General features: G+C 40.8%; 16 protein-coding genes and 2 pseudogenes. 10 read left to right on the top strand and 8 right to left on the bottom strand.

The window, feature by feature from the left end:
- Nucleotides 1-23 precede the first annotated feature (23 nt).
- Nucleotides 24-644, bottom strand: coding sequence for a Uma2 family endonuclease (locus tag IQ276_RS14315; RefSeq protein ID WP_193914576.1), 621 nt, complete (start codon nucleotides 642-644; stop codon nucleotides 24-26).
- A gap of 453 nt (nucleotides 645-1,097) precedes the next feature.
- Between IQ276_RS14315 and IQ276_RS14320 the strand changes: the two genes are divergently transcribed.
- The gene (locus tag IQ276_RS14320; RefSeq protein ID WP_235115662.1) at nucleotides 1,098-3,626 is read left to right on the top strand and encodes a mannose-1-phosphate guanyltransferase; all 2,529 of its coding nucleotides are present in this window, start codon (nucleotides 1,098-1,100) and stop codon (nucleotides 3,624-3,626) included.
- Between the two features lie 72 nt (nucleotides 3,627-3,698).
- On the opposite strand, the gene IQ276_RS14325 is transcribed toward IQ276_RS14320, so the two are convergent.
- Nucleotides 3,699-4,001, bottom strand: a complete 303-nt coding sequence (locus tag IQ276_RS14325; protein ID WP_193914574.1) for a hypothetical protein — start codon at nucleotides 3,999-4,001, stop codon at nucleotides 3,699-3,701.
- Between the two features lie 469 nt (nucleotides 4,002-4,470).
- Here IQ276_RS14325 and IQ276_RS40960 point away from each other — a divergent pair, with 469 nt between their 5' ends.
- From IQ276_RS40960 to IQ276_RS14350, 5 genes and pseudogenes are all read left to right on the top strand, one after another.
- Nucleotides 4,471-4,641: a photosystem I reaction center subunit XI gene (locus tag IQ276_RS40960; RefSeq protein ID WP_373690532.1), complete on the top strand. Its 171-nt coding sequence runs from the start codon at nucleotides 4,471-4,473 to the stop codon at nucleotides 4,639-4,641.
- 150 nt (nucleotides 4,642-4,791) lie between these two features.
- A complete protein-coding gene (fldA, locus tag IQ276_RS14335; protein ID WP_190875950.1) occupies nucleotides 4,792-5,304 on the top strand; it encodes a flavodoxin FldA in 513 nt (170 codons plus the stop codon).
- 293 nt (nucleotides 5,305-5,597) lie between these two features.
- The gene (locus IQ276_RS14340) at nucleotides 5,598-6,350 is read left to right on the top strand and encodes an alpha/beta fold hydrolase (protein WP_193914572.1); all 753 of its coding nucleotides are present in this window, start codon (nucleotides 5,598-5,600) and stop codon (nucleotides 6,348-6,350) included.
- A gap of 164 nt (nucleotides 6,351-6,514) precedes the next feature.
- Nucleotides 6,515-6,754 (top strand): annotated as a pseudogene (locus tag IQ276_RS14345) (chlorophyll a/b binding light-harvesting protein); the annotation flags it as partial.
- Nucleotides 6,755-6,925: 171 nt separating this feature from the next.
- Nucleotides 6,926-7,201, top strand: coding sequence for a hypothetical protein (locus IQ276_RS14350; RefSeq protein WP_193914570.1), 276 nt, complete (start codon nucleotides 6,926-6,928; stop codon nucleotides 7,199-7,201).
- Nucleotides 7,202-7,364: 163 nt separating this feature from the next.
- On the opposite strand, the gene IQ276_RS14355 is transcribed toward IQ276_RS14350, so the two are convergent.
- The gene (locus IQ276_RS14355) at nucleotides 7,365-9,239 is read right to left on the bottom strand and encodes an AAA-like domain-containing protein (RefSeq protein WP_193914568.1); all 1,875 of its coding nucleotides are present in this window, start codon (nucleotides 9,237-9,239) and stop codon (nucleotides 7,365-7,367) included.
- A 204-nt stretch (nucleotides 9,240-9,443) separates the two neighbouring features.
- On the opposite strand from IQ276_RS14355, the gene IQ276_RS14360 reads away from it, so the two are divergent.
- A complete protein-coding gene (locus IQ276_RS14360) occupies nucleotides 9,444-9,650 on the top strand; it encodes a hypothetical protein (RefSeq protein ID WP_193914582.1) in 207 nt (68 codons plus the stop codon).
- 251 nt (nucleotides 9,651-9,901) lie between these two features.
- On the opposite strand, the gene IQ276_RS14365 is transcribed toward IQ276_RS14360, so the two are convergent.
- The 3 genes from IQ276_RS14365 to IQ276_RS14375 all read right to left on the bottom strand — a co-directional run bounded on the left by IQ276_RS14365 (nucleotide 9,902) and on the right by IQ276_RS14375 (nucleotide 13,565).
- On the bottom strand, nucleotides 9,902-12,541 hold the full coding sequence (locus tag IQ276_RS14365; protein WP_309245596.1) for an AAA-like domain-containing protein: 2,640 nt from the start codon (nucleotides 12,539-12,541) through the stop codon (nucleotides 9,902-9,904).
- Between the two features lie 95 nt (nucleotides 12,542-12,636).
- Nucleotides 12,637-13,026, bottom strand: coding sequence for a hypothetical protein (locus tag IQ276_RS14370; RefSeq protein ID WP_193914564.1), 390 nt, complete (start codon nucleotides 13,024-13,026; stop codon nucleotides 12,637-12,639).
- A gap of 260 nt (nucleotides 13,027-13,286) precedes the next feature.
- The gene (locus IQ276_RS14375; RefSeq protein WP_193914561.1) at nucleotides 13,287-13,565 is read right to left on the bottom strand and encodes a DUF2442 domain-containing protein; all 279 of its coding nucleotides are present in this window, start codon (nucleotides 13,563-13,565) and stop codon (nucleotides 13,287-13,289) included.
- 136 nt (nucleotides 13,566-13,701) lie between these two features.
- Between IQ276_RS14375 and IQ276_RS14380 the strand changes: the two genes are divergently transcribed.
- Entirely contained in the window at nucleotides 13,702-13,932 is a 231-nt protein-coding gene (locus IQ276_RS14380) for a DUF433 domain-containing protein (RefSeq protein ID WP_193914560.1), read from the top strand.
- Nucleotides 13,933-14,027: 95 nt separating this feature from the next.
- Nucleotides 14,028-14,300: pseudogene (locus IQ276_RS14385) on the top strand (DUF5615 family PIN-like protein); the annotation flags it as partial.
- A gap of 2 nt (nucleotides 14,301-14,302) precedes the next feature.
- Here the strand turns inward: IQ276_RS14385 and IQ276_RS14390 are convergent.
- Entirely contained in the window at nucleotides 14,303-15,622 is a 1,320-nt protein-coding gene (locus IQ276_RS14390; protein WP_193914558.1) for an ABC transporter ATP-binding protein, read from the bottom strand.
- Nucleotides 15,623-15,808: 186 nt separating this feature from the next.
- On the opposite strand from IQ276_RS14390, the gene IQ276_RS14395 reads away from it, so the two are divergent.
- Entirely contained in the window at nucleotides 15,809-17,065 is a 1,257-nt protein-coding gene (locus tag IQ276_RS14395) for an FAD-dependent oxidoreductase (RefSeq protein ID WP_193914556.1), read from the top strand.
- Between the two features lie 319 nt (nucleotides 17,066-17,384).
- On the opposite strand, the gene IQ276_RS14400 is transcribed toward IQ276_RS14395, so the two are convergent.
- Nucleotides 17,385-18,854: an aldehyde dehydrogenase family protein gene (locus tag IQ276_RS14400; RefSeq protein WP_235115663.1), complete on the bottom strand. Its 1,470-nt coding sequence runs from the start codon at nucleotides 18,852-18,854 to the stop codon at nucleotides 17,385-17,387.
- Nucleotides 18,855-19,157: the final 303 nt, after the last annotated feature.

Consider the following 19,157-nt stretch of genomic DNA (forward strand, 5'->3'; position numbering starts at 1 on the left):
AACCCCTCTTTGAGACATAAAGACTAGACAATACTGGACTCAAAAATCTGTTGAGCAGTCAAATTCAACTCTGGGAAAATGGGTGATTGAATGCGATCGCCATTCCTAAACTGACTAACTTGGTATTCACCCTCAGCTAAAGAGTAGACCGAGATAGTTGGTTGTTTAGGATTGCCGATAAATCGCCTCCCTCCCAAAGCTGCGTAATCGACAATCCAGTATTTTAGGATACCTACTGCCTCATAATCAGCTGCTTTTTTTAAATAATCATCCCTCCAATTGGTACTCACCACCTCAACTACTAAAGGAATAGATGTTGCTTGGCTAACAGTAGATTCTTTTTTCCACAGAGGTTCATTCACTAAATTGGGCTGATTTAAGATCAGTACATCTGGCGAGTAAGCTGATTCGCTCTGGGTAGGTTTAATGAATGCTGTTTTCGGGATAAAATAAGGCAGTTTTAAGCGTTTATATTCTGCAACTATTTCTCCAACTAAAAATCCAACAATCTCTTCATGGTCGCCAGTGGGTGGTGGCATCTCGACTATTATTCCGTCATGTAATTCATAGCGTTTCTGTGGGTTTTGGGGATACTGGGCAACAAATTCATCAAATGTAACTAGTTTGCGTAAGGCTTGAGTCATAATTTAAGCTCTCCAATTTTAGATTAAGGGATTTCCAATAAATAAATTATCCAAATAAACGTAGACGCGCAGCGGCTTGCCGTAGGCTACCACTCCAGGCGCAGAGAACACAGAGAGAGGAGAAATACAGAGGGTTTTAGCGTCAGTTTTGGGATATTTTTTTATTTGGAAGTCCCTAAGTAACTTTGCACAATCAAAGCAAACTGTGTAAACAAGGCTCAAACCCTTTTTCTCGCTGCTTTATCCCAACGATAATTACTTACCCCGACCTACTTTTTTGATTTTTTCTGGATAAACAAATTAGTCTAATGAGTAAATATACTCTGTTATTCGCAGATGCATCTTGTGGAAGTTCCTCAAATATCAATATCCATAGGAGACTAGAGAAAGAAGAAAAAAATATATCTGACACGTTTTCAAGCAGCAAAGGCTGTAAGTAATTAAGGAGGATTTATGCGTGCAGTACTAATGGCAGGGGGTTCGGGAACGCGGCTTCGTCCGTTAACTTGCGATCTGCCCAAACCGATGGTGCCTATCCTCAATCGACCAATTGCCGAACATATTATCAATTTGCTCAAAAGACATCAAATTACAGAAGTTATTGCGACATTGCATTATTTACCTGATGTCTTACGAGATTATTTTCAAGACGGCAGCGATTTTGGTGTCCAAATGACCTACGCTGTGGAAGAAGACCAGCCTTTGGGTACAGCCGGTTGTGTGAAAAACATTGCCGAACTTCTTGATGAAACTTTTTTAGTGATTAGCGGCGATAGCATAACAGATTTTGACCTCACAGCAGCGATCGCATTTCATAAACAAAAACAATCAAAAGCTACTTTGATTTTAACCAGGGTTCCTAACCCCATTGAATTTGGAGTGGTAATTACCGATGAAGAACTACGAATTCGGAGATTTTTAGAAAAACCCTCTACTAGTGAAATTTTTTCTGATACCGTCAACACTGGTACTTACATTCTCGAACCACAAGTTTTGGAATATCTGCCAACAAACACTGAATGCGACTTTTCCAAAGACTTATTCCCCTTACTTTTAGCAAAAGATGAGCCGATGTATGGTTATATTGCTGAAGGTTACTGGTGCGATGTCGGTCACTTAGATGCCTATCGGGAAGCTCAATACGATGCATTAGACCAAAAAGTGCAACTAGATTGCGCCTACAAAGAAGTTTCTCATAAGTTATGGGTCGGTCAAAATACTTATATCGACCAAACGGCTGTAATTGAAACCCCAGCAGTGATTGGTGACAATTGCCGCATCGGGGCAAGAGTCCAGATTGAGGCAGGAACCGTAATTGGTGATAATGTCACTATTGGCGCTGATGCTAATCTCAAACGTCCGATAGTTTGGAATGGAGCAATCATCGGCGAAGAAGCACATCTTTCTGCCTGTGTAATTTCCCGTGGCACTCGTGTAGACCGCCGCGCCCATGTATTAGAAGCTGCTGTGGTGGGTTCGCTTTCTACGGTGGGAGAAGAAGCTCAAATTAGCCCTGGTGTGCGTGTTTGGCCGAGTAAGAAAATTGAATCAGGTGCTGTTTTAAACATTAACTTGATTTGGGGAAATATTGCCCAGCGGAATTTATTTGGGCAACGTGGCGTCCAAGGATTAGCTAATATTGACATCACCCCAGAATTCGCGGTGAAATTGGGAGCTGCTTACGGTTCTACCTTGAAACCTGGTTCTAAAGTAACAGTTTCCCGTGACCAGCGTAATATTTCTCGAATGGTGACGCGATCGCTCATTGCTGGTTTGATGTCAGTAGGTATTGATATTCAAAATCTCGATGCCACAGCTATTCCCATCGCCCGCACGGTTATACCGATCATGGCAGTAGCAGGTGGTATCCATGTGCGGGTACACCCCGATCGCCCCGACTACATTTTGATTGAATTCATGGATGCGAAAGGCATTAATATCACCAAAGCCCTAGAAAAGAAAATTGAAGGCGCTTACTTTAAGGAAGATATGCGGCGGGCGCTAATTCATGAAATTGGCGATGTATCTTACCCCAGCCAAGTCATTGACCGTTACTGCACTGCTTTTGAGAAACTTTTGCATGTTCATACACTCCGCAATAGTCGGGCAAAAGTGGTGATTGATTATGTTTATGCCGTATCTGGGGCAGTTTTACCCCAAATGTTAGATAAATTTGGCGCTGATGCAGTGGTATTGAATGCCAGTGTCAATAAAACGGCCATGTCCGTAACTGATCGCGAAGGACTGCTGACTCAATTAGGTCATGTAGTGGAAGCGCTGAAAGCTAACTTTGGTGTACAAGTATCCGCTAACGGCGAACAGCTAATTTTAGTCGATGAATCAGGCTACCCAATTCGTGGAGAAATGTTAACAGCACTAATGGTAGACATGATTTTAACTGCTAACCCCAGAGGTACAGTAGTAGTCCCAGTTCATGCTTCCAGTGCTATTGAACAAGTCGCCCGTCGCCATGACGGCAGAGTAATTCGCACCAAAGCTAACCCTACAGCTTTGATGGAAGCTTGTCAGAAAAATCCGAATGTGGTGTTAGGAGGTAGTGGAGAAACTGGTTTTATTTTCCCCCAACTGCATCCAGGATTTGATTCCATGTTCTGCATTGCGAAGATCATTGAGATGTTAACAATACAAGAGCGATCGCTAGCTGCTGCAAGGTCAGAATTACCCCGTGTAATTCACAAAACTTATACAGTCCGATGTCCCTGGACAGCCAAAGGTGCTTTAATGCGCTACTTGGTGGAAACTCACCCAGCCCAAAATCTAGAATTAATTGATGGTGTGAAAATTTGCCAACCCTATGATGACAGTTGGCTATTAGTTTTACCAGATGCCAGCGAACCACTAGTGCATTTGTATGCAAATAGCAACGATCGCGATTGGGTAGATGAGACTGTGAGAAACTACCGTACCCGTGTCCAGACTTTTGTGGAAAGACAACAAGAATATCAACCAGCCGAAGTGTAATTCGTAATTCGTAATTCGTAATTCGTAATTGAATTCTTTAATTACGAATTACGAATTAGCAATTACGAATTATTATTTAGGGCATTCTGGTAAACTTCTCTCGGCGTAATTGCAATCGAAATAAATTAAAGCTTCCCTACTAGAATCAAATGCTCCAGTTGTAGTACGTGGGCTACTTGTTGGACTTGCTTCATATAACCAAATTTTTAAGTAGTAACTGCTATTATCATCGCTAGACCATAATTCATAACGATAATCACCTCCTGAACCCTGACTATTTAAATAGTCAGCTAGTGCTGTATTTGATGCAGATACAAAGGTAAATACACTCAAAACAGGAATTACAGCCACTTTTAGTATTTGGACTAATTTCATATATTAACAAAGAACTAACTTTATCTAGCTTCTGTTACCGATGTATTTTTTTGCTTCAGTAATTATGGTGAATATTGTGTAAGGATATCGTCAAGACAAACACATCCTCCCCAGCCCCTTTTACACCAATCTTTTGGCATCCGGGGAATTTCCGTTTGATTCAAACTATTTTCTTGCAGAGTGGGCTAGTCACTCTTAAAATAATAATACGGTAATTCGATAGACTTACAGTTGTTTAAGTAAAGGAGACCATCACAGAACTTCATCAGAAATCAAGTGTCATATCGCTTTTAGTTTTTGGTTGTTTGCTGAAATACTTTACAAAAATTTATAACTACTAAATGCAAAAATTTTTCAATAAGTCTGGTAGGATATTTCCAGAGTTATTGCAATAGATATTCATTAAGCTAGTTATAGATTTCAGCTAGTTGCAAACTTTCTCAGGAGATAAAGCCATGACAATTTGCCTGTGGCTGTATGGCAGCGTATCGTTCCAAGGGCGCAAACCTGCCCAAGGGGAACTACCGGAAAACTTACAGCTAAGTGTTGGAGTGAATTCAATGCTGGGTGGACTGTAGGTAGCTGCGGAGGAGCTTTATTTGCTTTCCTGCTGTTAACCAATAGCAGTTTATTTTTCTGAGTTGCAGAAACCATACCATTTTGGATTGAGAATTTCTTTTGAGAAGTTGCAATCATTTTTCAAATTGGTATAGGTATCGTTGCATAAATTATTGCGATCGCGCAGCCTCTCCGAAAGAGAATCGCCAATCCATAATTATGAGGTGTCAACATGTCGAAAAAAATTGGTCTGTTCTTCGGTACTCAAACTGGTAACACTGAATCTGTTGCTGAACAAATTCGAGATGAGTTTGGTGGTGATGTTGTAACATTACATCCCATTTACGAAGCAGATACTTCTACTTTTGATGAGTATGAATTGCTGATTATTGGCTCTCCCACTTGGGATATTGGTCAACTTCAAAGCGATTGGGAAAGCTTTTTTCCCGATCTCGATGAAATCGATTTTAATGGGAAGCTGGTTGCCTATTTTGGTGATGGAGACCAATATGGCTATGCCGATAACTTTCAGGATGCAATCGGAATTCTGGAAGAAAAAATTTCCCAGCGGGGCGGTAAAACTGTTGGTTATTGGTCAACAGATGGGTATGACTTTAATGAATCTAGAGCTGTGAGAAATGGCAAGTTTGTTGGGCTGGCACTTGATACAGGTAGCCAATCCGATTTAACAGATGAGCGGATTAAAACTTGGGTTGCTCAGTTGAAGACAGAATTTGGTTTGTAGAAATTAAAGGCCGTACAGCTGTCATTGGTGTCAACTTAGAGCCAGGGCGAATAGAATTCGCGGCTACACAGGCGTTCGCGTAGCGTCTCGCAGAGAAGTCGCCTGGTGCGGACTAATGGAAAATTAAGGATTTGAAACCCAGGTAGGTGGGTTTTGTTTGTGTAGACGCGGTTTATAACCGCCGATTTAGCGTTAAGTTGACACCAACGTACATCTGTAGTTGATTTTCCAATTATTCTGAATTCTGAATTCTGAATTCTTACAAATTGATAATTTAGAAGTTATAGGTATTTATGTCTGATTCATTTGATGTTTTGTGGTTAAGTGCTAGTTCTGTTTTGCAGCGTTTCGATCAACCATTAGTTAAATATTTGTCTAGGCATCTGAAAATCGCCCATTGGGAATACCAGCAAAGTCAAGATGAAGGCAGTTCCATAGACCAAGCTGTGGAGTTAGTGTTTGAATTTTTGGAATGCTGCGATCGCCCTGTGCATTTAGCCGGTCATGGTATGGGTGGTACAATCGCTTTAAGCTTTGCGCGGCGATTTCCCCAAAAAGTGCGATCGCTAACTCTACTCGCCGTAGCATCCCAACCTGCCAACACTTGGCACGCTCACTATTATTTTCAACGACAACTTTTTAGCATCAGCCGCGAGCAAATTTTGGCAAGCACTGCTCGCAGTCTTTTTGGAAATCAACCAGCCCATACTACTAAAAAGTTAGTAGCTGCTTTAGATAAAGATTTAGAACAATCTCCCACGTCACACTCTTTATTTAAGTTGGTTTATTTACCCAAAGGTGGAGTTTCTATGCCAATGATGATATGTGGCAGCAAGACTGATCCAATTGTCAATTCACTTGCATTGCATGACTGGATGAATTGGTTCAAGCCAGAAGATGATCTCTGGGAATGCCCACAAGGATATCATTTTTTTCACTACTTTTATCCTCAACAAGTTGGCGAACAAATTGTGAGTTTTTGGGAACGCCACAATTTGTATTTGGTGGAAGCATCTGCACTATCTTTTAGCACTTCTACAAGTTAATTTTGAAGAAGAATTGAGAATCCAGAATCCAGAATTCAGAATTCAGCATTCAGAATCCAAAATCAATGACTGAGGTATTCATATCTGCCAGTCAGACTCCAATTTATACTGAATTCTGACTCCTGAATTCTGAATTCTTTTGAGCGGTGGTAATTAATACTGTCATGCAGACATACGGCAATCCCAACGTCGAATTTGATTGGTGGAATGGTAACGCCCGCTTCGCCAACCTCTCTGGCTTATTTATCGGCGCTCATGTAGCACAAGCAGCCCTCACGACACTCTGGGCTGGGGCGTTTACATGGTTTGAAATCTCTCGCTACAACCCCGATGTACCGATGGGAGAACAGGGACTAATTTTGTTACCTCATTTAGCTACTTTGGGTTTTGGTGTAGGTGCTTCTTGGCGATCGCCGCGTAAAGTAAAGACGCGATGAATCGCGTCTCTACAAATGGTCTGAATTGGTATTACCTGAATTAATTTTCGCTCAACTCTAGCTAAATAAACTCCTATGCCTGCGGTGGAAAGCAGTAGACTGTGGGCATTTTTTTGGAATTTTTATGAGGATAACTAAATGTTAGCTATGATTTTGTGTGCTTTTTGCACTTGGACAGTAATTATTTTATTTATTTCGAGTTTCTGGTTAACCTTGAAAAAAGGAATAATTCATTTAAAAACTCTGCATGAAATTCCTTGCTCTGGTTGTGATTATTTCACTAATGATTATCGCCTCAAATGTACTGTACACCCAAAAAAACCTTGTTCAGAACAAGCAATTGGTTGTATTGATTTTGAACCGAAAACTTCTGCTTGTAATGCTTGCCAGAAGGGACGGCGAAAGCTTTGTTAAGTTGATTTGACTAGTGCGATCGCATTTATAAAACTTGGGGTGTGATGGAGTGCGATCGCCTGTATAAAAATTGAGGTATGATGGAGTGCGTAGCTTGCTGCCGTAGGCATCGCTAATCATTTTCCTGCTATATTGATGCTTCATCCTCTCAAGCTGGGTGCCATCATTCGGATAAGCGTTCTCGAAAATAAAGGCGATATAAATTACAAAGGCATTGAACTTCATTTCCTTTAAATTTAATTAAGCCTAGACTGCGTAATTTAAAAGTTTGTGCGTAGTCTAATTGAACAGGAATATCACTCTTGATAATTTTTTGGAATGCTGTTTTCAACAATTTATCTTCTTCTAGCAGTGAAAGATAGGGATGTAAAAAGCCTCTAAATAATCCCTCGTCAGTGGGAGCAACTTTTAGAAAGTGTTCTAAAGTTAAATTACCTGTGGCAATTTGATAAAGAGCAGTCCTTAATAAATAAGGATGACCATCAATCATTCCGTTTAATTGTCCGATTTCTGTATCTGACCAATTTAATTTATGTCGTTGCACTAACTCTTTTATTTGCGTGGCATTGAATTCTCCTATTTCAACAGGTAAGCCTACATTAAAGGGGGATTTATTGACATTTAGAGAAACATATACTTCTTGAGAATGTGCAATTACTAAACGCAATTTTTGCCAGATTTCCTCGTTTTTACCGTTTTCATGCCAAGCTCGGAGTAGAGCAAAAAACTCTTGAGCAATTTCGGTATAAGGAAAAATTTTATCAATATCATCTAAGCCTAATACTAAGGGAGTATCAATATTTTTTAATAAATAGTCTTTTAAATAATTAGTGCAGTTAACTTGACTACTTAAGCGTCTTTTCCAATATTTATCTATTTGTTCTTCTAGTCCTAATTCATCACTCAAAATTGCACAAAATCCCTGTAAAAAATTACTGAGATCGGTAAGATTTTCTTTACTCCATAAATTCAGCAAAACTGTGCGATAAGCTTTCTGTTGACTATGGTTAAGAATGCGGCTCATTAAAGAAGTTTTACCCATCTTTTGCGGCGCTTTGATGCGGATTAATGCCCCTGGTTGGAGGATGGATTCATAACATTTAATTTCCACCTCTGGACGCTCGATATAAAAAGGGGAGTTAAGAGGAACTTGACCATCAGCATTTTCAAAAATCACTGAAGAGTTATTCTCTTTTGCTTTTGGTGTTGATTGTTCAACAATGCCTAGATTAATTAACAATTGTTGCTTAATAAACTGACTTACTCCCTTGTAGACTAAATTATCTGTTGATTTTGGCTTGGTGATAGAAAGATGGTCGTCATCTGTAGCAGTAGGTTGGACATCTTTGATGGCTGGGTTAGCACTATCTGGGTCTACAACTAAAAAGCCTTTGGTGGGTCTTGTTTCAAAATAAACCTTTGTCGCAATTTCCAAAGAATCAACATTTTGCCGATACCACTCGTTAAGTTGACGCAGTTGTGGAATATGTAGTTTTAGTTCATCAACACTGATAGAGGTTCGTGCCAAAATACCAATTTTATCGACTAAATTAGCGAGATGAGAACCAGTGTGAGGAGTGGAGAGAAATACAATGCCTTTTGTCTGTTGAATCACTGCTTTTTTTTTTAATGTCTGAGCATTACGCAGCATTTCTTTGATTAATAATCCACCCATACTATGAGTGATAAAAATTATTGGGTATTTTCCAAAATCATAAACTTGTAAATATTCCAATAAATTACTAGCACGGTCAAATAGTGGCATTGTTGAACCCCTCCATTCAAAGGGTTCAGCGTTGTAGCCAAAAGACCAAATACCTAAATCTGGTCTTTCTTGTGCAAGCCACGTTAACCAGAAATTATCGTCGTCCCGTAGTTCTTGCGGATGCCAAGTTCCGCGTGCGTGACCACCTAAGCCGTGAACAAAAATCACATCCCCGCACCGCTTAGGGTTGTCACATCCCGATATTTTGATTAAACCAGTCATCTCTGCGGGTTCAGGTTTTGGGGTTTTATGAAAAAAATTGTTAAAGGGCATAGATATTATGGGGAGAATTAGAGGATGTTTGAAAAGTGTTTCGCTGTGATTTTAGGCGCTTTTAGATCCCCCCTAACCCCCCTTAAAAAAGGGGGAACCGGAATCAAAGTCCCCCTTTTTAAGGGGGATTTAGGGGGATCTAGAACGTTTTGCTACCGACAAGAGAACTTTTGAAACATCCTCTTAGGATGACAAATTCTTCTTATGCCACGGCCACAGCGCGACTTAAAACTAGGATACAGCGATCGCGTCACTACTCGGTGCAATAACCGCGAGTTTACATTAACGCGTCAGGAATATAGTTGGGAAGCGAGTAATCCAGAAATTGTTGATGTAGCAGAGAAATTTATTTTTGCTAATTGTTACAATCCGCAAGTTGCAGGGATGATTTTTAGAGGTCACAGTCAATGATTTGAGATGAAGATAGGATCAGTGTCTCTATTTATCACTAAAAATGTCTTTTTTATAGGAATTTGCTACTTTTTGGTAATACCAATAACTCTAAATTTACTTTCTTTGCCTTGTGCATTGCCTAGTATTGCATCTCTGCCTGAGCCTGGAGCCTAGTGCCAGGTATCGAATCTCCAAAAGCCTTATTATTGGGTGGAAAATCTCCAAGAAATAAATCTTTACAATTCTCTGAAAGCCTTATCTGCTACAATTTACAAGTCTCTGCAAGAAGAGAGAAGTATCAAAGAATCATCACCTCGGCTCGTCCGAAACGTTAATCGGGAAACGGGAGTTTCGGGAAACGGGAGTTCTAAAACGTATACGGGAAATGGGAGTTCTCCTGCCAAACTCCTGGATACACTCGTCCGCTTAGCATTCATGGGTAATTCCTCATATCTTCTCCACTCCCCATCCACTCCTTTCCATCCCACCTTTTTTGCAAAATCATTATACCCTTTTTCATTCCAATTTTTCCATTCTCTCTTCTCCCAATCAATATCGAGAGAATTTCCACTAGCCAAATATATTTTTTTCTGGACACTATAACCAAAATAACCTTTGGAGTTCTTGATCCAAAGTGCATCTAGTTTTTTCAAATCATTACAATTAAAATTTCTGACATTATCTAAAGTTAAAAAACCTAATCCTTCTCTTCCTGCTGAATAGAGAAGAAACTGCCAATTTTTTGAATTTGCTTCCCTCCATCTTTGTTGCTTCATCAAATAGTCTAATTCATTCAATAAATGTTCCTTTAAAGATTGAGCATAAACTGTATTTGAGCCGTCTAATTCTTTAAGTTTACGATAAAGCAAAGCTACAATATCTGCATTGCCATTGTAGAGAATATTTAGGTCTAAGTTAAATAAATCAAGATGAGACTTAAACTGAGATTTCAGACTACTGATAGAATCAAATGCTTTCTTATAATCTACTAAAGCCTTAGCTTTATTTGAATTTTCTTCTAATTTACCTTGAACGTAGTTAACATAAACTAAAGTAGCTAGATTATCGGGATTTTTCTCAATTTGATTTTCTCTTATTGATAATTGATCCAGGCTGTTAGTAAAATTTTTCTCAGCTTGTTCTAAATATTTTTTTTGATTTTCATCGCTTTCAGCATCAGCTAGATATTGATACCCTAAAACCAGCGAACTATTTAATAAAGCCTCTTTTAGCTGAAAATTATTAATTTTATTCTGCAAAACCAAACCTGCAATATTCAAAGACTGATTGGCTTCGTTTGTTTTTCCCTTTTGTTGCAGTTGAGAAGCCACTGCTGACAGTTTTCTAATTTTATCAATAGATTGGTTGAGTTCATTTGTATTTTTGTGAGCAGTTTGCAACTGGATAAATGCACCTATACCTAACAAACCTGTAATTCCTAAAGTAATAGATAAAACCACCACTCCAAAACGCATTCTTTTTCTAGCAGTTATCAATTGCCTTTCTGCTTCTTGTTTAGCTTCCGCTTCAATTTGTCTAGCTTTTTCTGCTGCTTTCTTTTCTTTCCTTTCTCTTTCCAATTCTAACTGTCTTTCTGTTTCTGCTAGTTCCTTTTCTCGCTCTAGTTTACGACTAGCTGCTAAAAATTCTAAATCTTGAAAACCTAAACTTTTATTCTTTGCCCAAGCTTCGGCTTCTGCTAAAGCTTTTTCTCTCAATAACCTAGAATCATCCTGTTTCCCTGATAATATCCACTGACGATAATTCTCTGCATAAGGACGCAAACTGGCTAAAGTTTTCTCAATCCATAAGCTGTCAAAAATTGTTTGATAAATCAGGTTATAAACCCTTAATTTACTATCTTTTTTAACAACGATTCCCGCTAACTGTAAATCACTCTGTTCAATACTACTATCAATATCAATTCCGCCTGAGTGCCATACTTGTTGATATAAATCTAATAAGTATGCTGCTTTCTGCTCATCTCTTTTTAAAATTCTATCCCGAATCGTTCTAAAATGTTCCGGTTCATCTTGAGATTCCCAATTCCCAATAACTCGATTTCTGACTAAATTCTCTACAAAAGCAGCTTCCTCACCTGAAGGAATTACAGTTGCAGATTTACGGACAAATTCACAGACTTTCTGAGTCAAAAATGGTTGTCCTCCAGTCCAGTCTAAAATCGCTTTTAGTACTGCTTCGGGGTTGCTAGTTTGTTCATAGAATCCCTTTATTAAAGGTAAAGCTTCTGCAAATTCAAATCCGGTTAATTCAATTCCTTTGCCAATATTAAAAGGAGTGCGCTTTTTATCTTGAATTAACTCAGATGGCGTGGCGACTCCCAAAAGCACAAAAGTAATGCGTTGATATTCAGGATTATCAACTCTTTGATTAAAGAAAGCTCGAATTAAAGCAAAAAAATCATCAACCGGAAATTTTAAACTGAGAACACTATCAATTTCATCTATAAAAATAACAATCTGTGTGGAAAGTAATTTTAGTAATTTGTCAATAAATTTACCAAAAATCTGCACTTCAGAAAAGCGGGAATTTTCTTCCCATAATTTATCTAAATCAAACTGCTCACCTAAGTTTAAACTTTCAGAATGAGAAATAGTATCAATAATCCCAGAATACCATTGTTCATAGGTTAGTCCTGATACGCCAATTACGGTTAAATCAATAGATACACAAGCAATTCCTTCATTTTGTAACCGTTGCATTGTGCGGACACGCAAACTGGATTTACCCATTTGTCGAGAGTTCAAAACAAAACAAAACTCTCCAGCTTTCACAGCCTGATACAAATCTGCATCAGCTTGGCGTGTGACGTAGGTAGGTGCATTCGCAGGAAGACTACCACCAAATTGATATTGATAATCTTGGGGAACAGACAAATTCATAGTCATACTCTATATGGCTAATACCCAAGTGATATGTCAATTAAGACACAATATACTGTTTAAAAGCTGAAGTTTCTCTCACAAGTTCATGAAAATTTTGATTATCGCGTTAAAAATGACAACCAAAGGCAATTTGGTATAAGCAACAGATACCTCGAAGTCGTGTTGAAGTACTCCAAAGTTGTTTTGAGGTACTCCAAAGTTGTTTTGAGGTACTCCGAAGTTGTTTTGAGGTACTCCAAAGTTGTTTTGAGGTACTCCAAAGTTGTGTTGAGGTACTCCGAAGTTGTGTTGAGGTACTCCAAAGTTGTGTTGAGGTACTCCGAAGTTGTTTTGAGGTACTCCAAAGTTGTGTTGAGGTACTCCGAAGTTGTGTTGAGGTACTCCGAAGTTGTTTTGAGGTACTCCAAAGTCGTGTTGGAGTACTTCAAACTTTGTCGCACCGCGATCAAGTACACAGGTACGATCGCTTTTATACAGGACTTACGCACTGTACAAATTAATCATGGTATGAATTCACGAAAATATGTCGTTTCAGGCTTTGATTAATTATTCTTTGATGGTACATAAACCCGCGCTATGGAGGGCACAGCAGTGCTGTGCCCCTACGACAGGTCTAGTTTTTCAAAAAACACATATTTTGTATTTCGTGTCAATGCGTAAGTCCTATTATAAATCTCCACAAAACTTAGCGATGTCTACGACGGGCTACGCCTACGCTTGACTTTTAAAACAGTCGCTACAATTATCCTTAAGTGAACCGTATTGACTTATACTTAGGAATAGGCTGATTGCTAATCACTGCATAGAGAACATCTGGATCGAGGTCGGCTCCCGATGGCCATTGGATTGTTCCTACTTCGTGGTTTAATTCAACCTCAGCAAAGTATTTTTGATCTTGTAAAGGTGCAAAAACACCTGTAAATTTAATCAGCTTACTAACATCAATTATTCCTTCCACTTCGTCTTCAAAACGGATATATAGTTGATAATTTTCTCTTGGTTCTACTGCAATAATATCTTTTAACATATTTTTGTTTTGTTAAATTTTTTAAAATTGGCAATCAGTTAGCCTAGAAGGTGGTAAAAGTTCGATAATAAAAAAGATTGACGTAGCCATTTTTGGTTTCTCAATCTCATAACCTTACTCGTACTCTGCAACAATTATGCAAAATCTTACCAGAATTAGTCGCAATCCTGAAGTGATGGGCGGCAAACCCTGTATTCGGGGAATGCGTGTTACTGTTGGTACTATTGTCGGCTTAATGGCATCTGGATATAATAATAGTGAGATTCTCAAAGCATATCCCTACCTCGAAGAAGATGATATCTATGAAGCACTTGCCTATGCTGCATGGCGGGCTGAAGAGATTGAAGTTCCTCTCACAAGTGCATGAAAATTTTGATTGATATGAACCTTTCCCCTGATTGGGTTGGGGTTTTTGAGAAGTACAATATTTCCGCTGTCCACTAATCTACCGTTGGCGATCCTCGTGAGAAAGATTCAATAATTATGGAATGGGCAAGAACCAATGGATATATCGTTTTTACTCACGATTTAGACTTCGGTTCCCTACTAGCTGCGACAGGTGTCGATACTCCCAGTGTCATTCAGGTTCGTACCCAGGATGTTTTGCCAAACAGTATCGAAAATTTAGTCATTTCAGCCATAAATCAGTTTGAGTTTTCACTAGAGACAGGGGCATTGGTCACTGTCGATCAAACGCAATCGAGAGTTCGTGTTTTACCAATTAGACGCGGATAGTTTTAAGGATATATTGCTAATTCAGTTTCCGGGTCAAAAAAGTGAATTTTCTCTGGATTTAGTGATAACCAAAGTTGCTCGCCAACTTGTACAAATCGGTCTGGTGGGATTCGCACTTGGAGGGTATTGGCTGTAGTGGGAGGTTGAGATCCAGGTTCGGCAATCTTAACAGCGAGAAAGGAATCGTTGCCGAGATTCTCTACCAAATCTACTTGCACAGGGAGATTTTTAGTAGCAGGCATACTCAAGTTCAAGTGTTCTGGGCGAATGCCTAAAATTAAAGTTTTCCCATCATATTTTTGTAAAGCATTTGCCCAAACTTCTGGCAGGGTGAAACGCAACTGGGAATGAGTAATCAACTGCGGCGCATGAAATTCTACAGGAATAAAATTCATTGGTGGTGAACCAATGAACTCTGCAACAAAAAGGTTGGCAGGGCGGTTGTAAAGTTCTAAGGGAGAAGCAACTTGTTGAATTTTACCCTCAGACATAATCGCAATACGATCGCCCATTGTCATCGCTTCGGTTTGGTCATGGGTAACGTAAATCGTCGTTGTCCCCAGTTGGCGCTGCAATTTGACAATTTGGGCGCGGGTTTCCGCCCGCAATTTGGCATCTAAGTTAGAAAGCGGCTCATCCATTAAGAATACTTGGGGGTCACGGGCGATCGCCCTTCCCAATGCAACCCGTTGTCTTTGTCCCCCAGATAGCTGTTTGGGTAACCGATTCAGCAATGTTTCAATTTGTAAAAGTTGGGCAACACTACGCACCTGCTCATCCACAGCCCGTTCTTTGTCAGAAACATAACGCAGTCCCTTAGGTAACTTTTTTGTCACCCCTACAAGGAGATTTTCTGCCCAGATACGAAGATGAGGAGTACCCTCTCTTTCTCCTCTGCTCCTCTGCTCCTCTGCTCCTCTGCTCCCCCTGCGCCGCAGCCCAAAAGCGATGTTATCGTACACCGTCATGTGGGGATAGAGGGCGTAACTTTGGAAAACCATTGCGATGTCGCGTTCTTTGGGTGGTAAGTCATTAATCAAGCGATCGCCTACCCAAATATTACCTCCAGTCATCACCTCTAACCCGGCGATTAACCGCAGCAGAGTACTTTTGCCACAACCAGAAGGGCCTACCAGCACCATAAATTCCCCATCTGCGATCGTCAGGTTAATTCGCCGCAAAACATTGACGCTTCCCGGACGCTCTTGCGCCGCATCAGTTTTTTCCCCAGATTTGAGTGAGGATTGAGTTTGTGAGTTCACACTTTCCCCTTGACGTGGGGAAAAACTTTTATAAACGTTTTCTAAAACAACTTCGGCCACAACTAATTATTTGATTGGGAATTGGGGATTGGGCATGGGGCATTGGGCATTGGATTAATGACTAATGACTAATGACTATTTAGCGCCCATGATACACGTTCGGTGTGAATACGAAAAGTTAAAAAAATAGCTTGCGCGATAAAAAGCAAACTACCCTGAATTTTAGGGCTGTCAGGAGGTGTTGTGATGACTACTCATATACCCGCTAATTCTTCTCAAGAACCAAACGTTAACTCTGCTCATGACATTGTAGACGTACAGACTACAGATTGTTGCATTGTTGGTGGAGGCCCAGCCGGGGCTGTATTAGCCTTGTTGTTAGCGCGTCAAGGCATTTCTGCGATCCTATTAGAAACACATAAAGACTTCGATCGCGATTTTCGTGGCGATACAATTCATCCATCGGTGATGGAAATTATGGAAGAATTGGGACTAAGTACAGCTTTACTGGAACTCCCCCATACCAAAATTCGCCGCCTGAGTATTCAAACTCCTCAAGATACCGTGACATTGGCTGATTTTAGTCATCTCAAAACCCGCTACCCTTATATTACGATGCTTCCCCAGGTGAAGTTCCTGGAGTTCATCACCCAAGAAGCCGAAAAATATCCTAGTTTTCATCTAGTAATGGGTGCCAATGTCCAGGAATTAATCACAGAAAATGGCGTGATTCAAGGTGTCCGCTATCGGGGTGGCGGTGGTTGGCACGAAGTCCGGGCAATCCTGACAGTTGGTGCAGACGGTCGTCACTCACGTTTACGCCACTTGGGTGAGTTTGAGTCCATTGAAACCTCGCCGCCAATGGATATCCTCTGGTTCCGCCTACCTCGTCAGCCAGAAGATCCAGAGGGCGGAATGGGGCGCTTTGGCCAAGGTCACATCATCGCCATGCTTGACCGTGGCGATGAATGGCAAGTTGCTTATGTTATTCCCAAAGGAGGTTATCAACAACTGCGGGCTGGGGGTTTGGAGGAATTGAAAAAATCGATTGTCGAAGTGGTGCCCGAATTCCAGCAACGCATCCCAAATTTACATGATTGGTCACAAGTAGCCTTTCTCTCAGTGGAGTCCAGTCGCGTCAAACGTTGGTATCGTCAGGGACTTTTACTCATCGGCGATGCCGCCCATGTCATGTCTCCGGTTGGCGGAGTTGGCATTAATTACGCAATTCAAGATGCCGTAGTGGCAGCGAATGTACTCAGCAAACCACTCAAGAACCGACAAGTACAACTTAGTGACCTTGCAAAAGTACAGCGTCAACGGGAGTTACCCACACGTATCATTCAGGCATTTCAAACTTTTATCCAAAAGCGGGTATTTGCCCCGGTTCTCACCTCAAATCGCACCTTTGTACCACCTGGATTTTTGCGCTTACCCATCTTGCGTGACCTCCCAGGAAGGTTAATTGCCTTGGGTGTTTTTCCTGTTCACGTGAAACCTTAACGGAAGAAGAGGTGAACTATATTGGGAAACTCCAAGAAATAAATATTCCATAGTAGGGTAGCACAGCTGTGCTACCCGAAAAATGTACAAATAATTTGGGATAATTTATGAAAAAAGTAAAGGTTCAAAACCGGACTTCGTCCCGCTGCGCTAACGCCCGCAAGTAGCGCGAATAAATCCTTGTATCTCAAGGTAGGTAGAAACCCCACAAGAAAGTGGGTGGCTTAGTTTAATCCCCCTGCTCCCCCTGCTTCCCCTGCTCCCCCTGCTCTCTTCATTTTCTGGAAGTCCCTTATTTCTTGAAAATCCCTGAATGCAACTACAATTTAATGGTAACTGTCTTAACTTCGGTGTATTGCTGCAAGCCATATTCACCTAGTTCTCGACCAATACCCGATTGCTTGAATCCACCGAAGGGTGCAGCAGCATCGAATACATCGTAGCAGTTTACCCAGACTGTACCAGCGCGAACGTTGTTAGCGATCGCATGTGCTTTGGTGATATCCTGAGTCCACACAGCGGCGGCGAGTCCGTACATTGTCCTATTCGCCCTTTGAATTACTTCGTCGATATCTTTGAATTTGATGATGCTCATCACTGGGCCAAAGATTTCTTCTTGGGCAATCTTCATCTCATCGCGGACATCTGCAAAAACTGTGGGGGCGATAAAGAAACCCCTTTCTCCTACTTGATTACCACCACATAGCATCTGGGCACCTTCGCGCATCCCAGATTCGATATAACTCATTACTCTGTCGAATTGTTCTTTGTCTACTTGGGGTCCTTGTTCTGTGTTGGCATCGAAAGGATTACCAACAATGCGCCGTCTTGCTCTTTCTACACTTTTAGCAACAAATTCGTCGTAGCATTTTTCTTCTACGAACACCCGCGAACCAGCACAGCAGCACTGCCCTTGGTTAAAGAATAAGGCTTCGTGGGAACCTGCGATCGCAGCATCCATGTCAGCATCGGCAAAAATGATGTTGGGACTCTTGCCACCCAGTTCCAAGGTGACGCGTTTGAGGTTGCTCTTAGCAGCCGCTTCCATAATTAAATGCCCGACTTCAGTGGAACCAGTAAATGCCACTTTGTCAACATCCATATGACGAGCGATCGCTGCCCCGGCGGTTGGCCCGTATCCTGATAAAATGTTCACCACACCAGGCGGAAAACCAGCCTCAACAATCAACTCACCCACCCGCAGGGCTGATAAAGGTGTTTGTTCTGCCGTTTTCATGACTACAGTGTTACCAGTTGCCAAAGCTGGTGCTAATTTCCAAGCCTGCATCAACAGGGGGAAATTCCACGGAATAATTTGACCAACTACACCCACAGGTTCATGGCGAGTGTAGCAGAAGTACGGCCCGTTGATGGGGATAGTTTTACCTTGTACTTTGTCAGCCCAGCCTGCATAATAGCGGTAACAGGCCATAACTAACCCCAAGTCACCCAAAGAATCTTGTAGGGGCTTGCCGTTGTCGAGGGTTTCTAGCCGCGCCAATTCATCGATATTTTGTTCAATCAAGTCAGCTAGCTTGTAAAGCAACTCACCGCGACGGGTGGCGGATATCTTTGGCCATTCTCCGCTAGTAAAGGCGGTACGGGCTGCTTGTACTGCTTTATCTACATCCGGGGCGTCTGCTTCTGAGACTTCGCAGATGATCTCACCTGTAGCTGGATTGATTGTTAGAAATCGGCGATCGCTAATACTGTTTACCCACTCATTGTTAATCAGCAGTTGGGTTGGTCCAACTTTGACCTGTTGTCCTGGTACTGTTGCTGTAACCATCAGGCCTCCTTAAGCTTTAGAAAAATTTGCTTAAATCTATCTCTTATGTTTATTGGTATACAGCAATTTGCTAAGTTTCTTTATAAAGTTTTTGGTTTTGCTTTACAATGTGATGTGATTTACATTTAAATGTTACATACCTATCGGAAAACTCAATTTTCTCATAGGAAATTAAAGATAAAAAAATCTTCATTTAAAAGATTTTTTATCTAAATTACTGTGTCCTGTAAATGGCTAGTTTCAGTTGTTTATGATTTTTCAGCAATGACAAACTTAAGTTAATTGAAAATTTATTGGGGGAAT

Source organism: Desmonostoc muscorum LEGE 12446 (assembly GCF_015207005.2).
Classification (GTDB): Bacteria; Cyanobacteriota; Cyanobacteriia; order Cyanobacteriales; family Nostocaceae; genus Nostoc; species Nostoc muscorum.

Bases quoted from the DNA above. Each gene is read 5' to 3' on its own strand.
- IQ276_RS14315 (WP_193914576.1), bottom strand. From the start codon at position 644: ATGACTCAAGCCTTACGCAAACTAGTTACATTTGATGAATTTGTTGCC.
- IQ276_RS14320 (WP_235115662.1), top strand. From the start codon at position 1,098: ATGCGTGCAGTACTAATGGCAGGGGGTTCGGGAACGCGGCTTCGTCCG.
- IQ276_RS14325 (WP_193914574.1), bottom strand. From the start codon at position 4,001: ATGAAATTAGTCCAAATACTAAAAGTGGCTGTAATTCCTGTTTTGAGT.
- fldA (WP_190875950.1), top strand. From the start codon at position 4,792: ATGTCGAAAAAAATTGGTCTGTTCTTCGGTACTCAAACTGGTAACACT.
- IQ276_RS14340 (WP_193914572.1), top strand. From the start codon at position 5,598: ATGTCTGATTCATTTGATGTTTTGTGGTTAAGTGCTAGTTCTGTTTTG.
- IQ276_RS14350 (WP_193914570.1), top strand. From the start codon at position 6,926: ATGTTAGCTATGATTTTGTGTGCTTTTTGCACTTGGACAGTAATTATT.
- IQ276_RS14355 (WP_193914568.1), bottom strand. From the start codon at position 9,239: ATGCCCTTTAACAATTTTTTTCATAAAACCCCAAAACCTGAACCCGCA.
- IQ276_RS14360 (WP_193914582.1), top strand. From the start codon at position 9,444: ATGCCACGGCCACAGCGCGACTTAAAACTAGGATACAGCGATCGCGTC.
- IQ276_RS14365 (WP_309245596.1), bottom strand. From the start codon at position 12,541: ATGACTATGAATTTGTCTGTTCCCCAAGATTATCAATATCAATTTGGT.
- IQ276_RS14375 (WP_193914561.1), bottom strand. From the start codon at position 13,565: ATGTTAAAAGATATTATTGCAGTAGAACCAAGAGAAAATTATCAACTA.
- IQ276_RS14380 (WP_193914560.1), top strand. From the start codon at position 13,702: ATGCAAAATCTTACCAGAATTAGTCGCAATCCTGAAGTGATGGGCGGC.
- IQ276_RS14395 (WP_193914556.1), top strand. From the start codon at position 15,809: ATGACTACTCATATACCCGCTAATTCTTCTCAAGAACCAAACGTTAAC.
- IQ276_RS14400 (WP_235115663.1), bottom strand. From the start codon at position 18,854: ATGGTTACAGCAACAGTACCAGGACAACAGGTCAAAGTTGGACCAACC.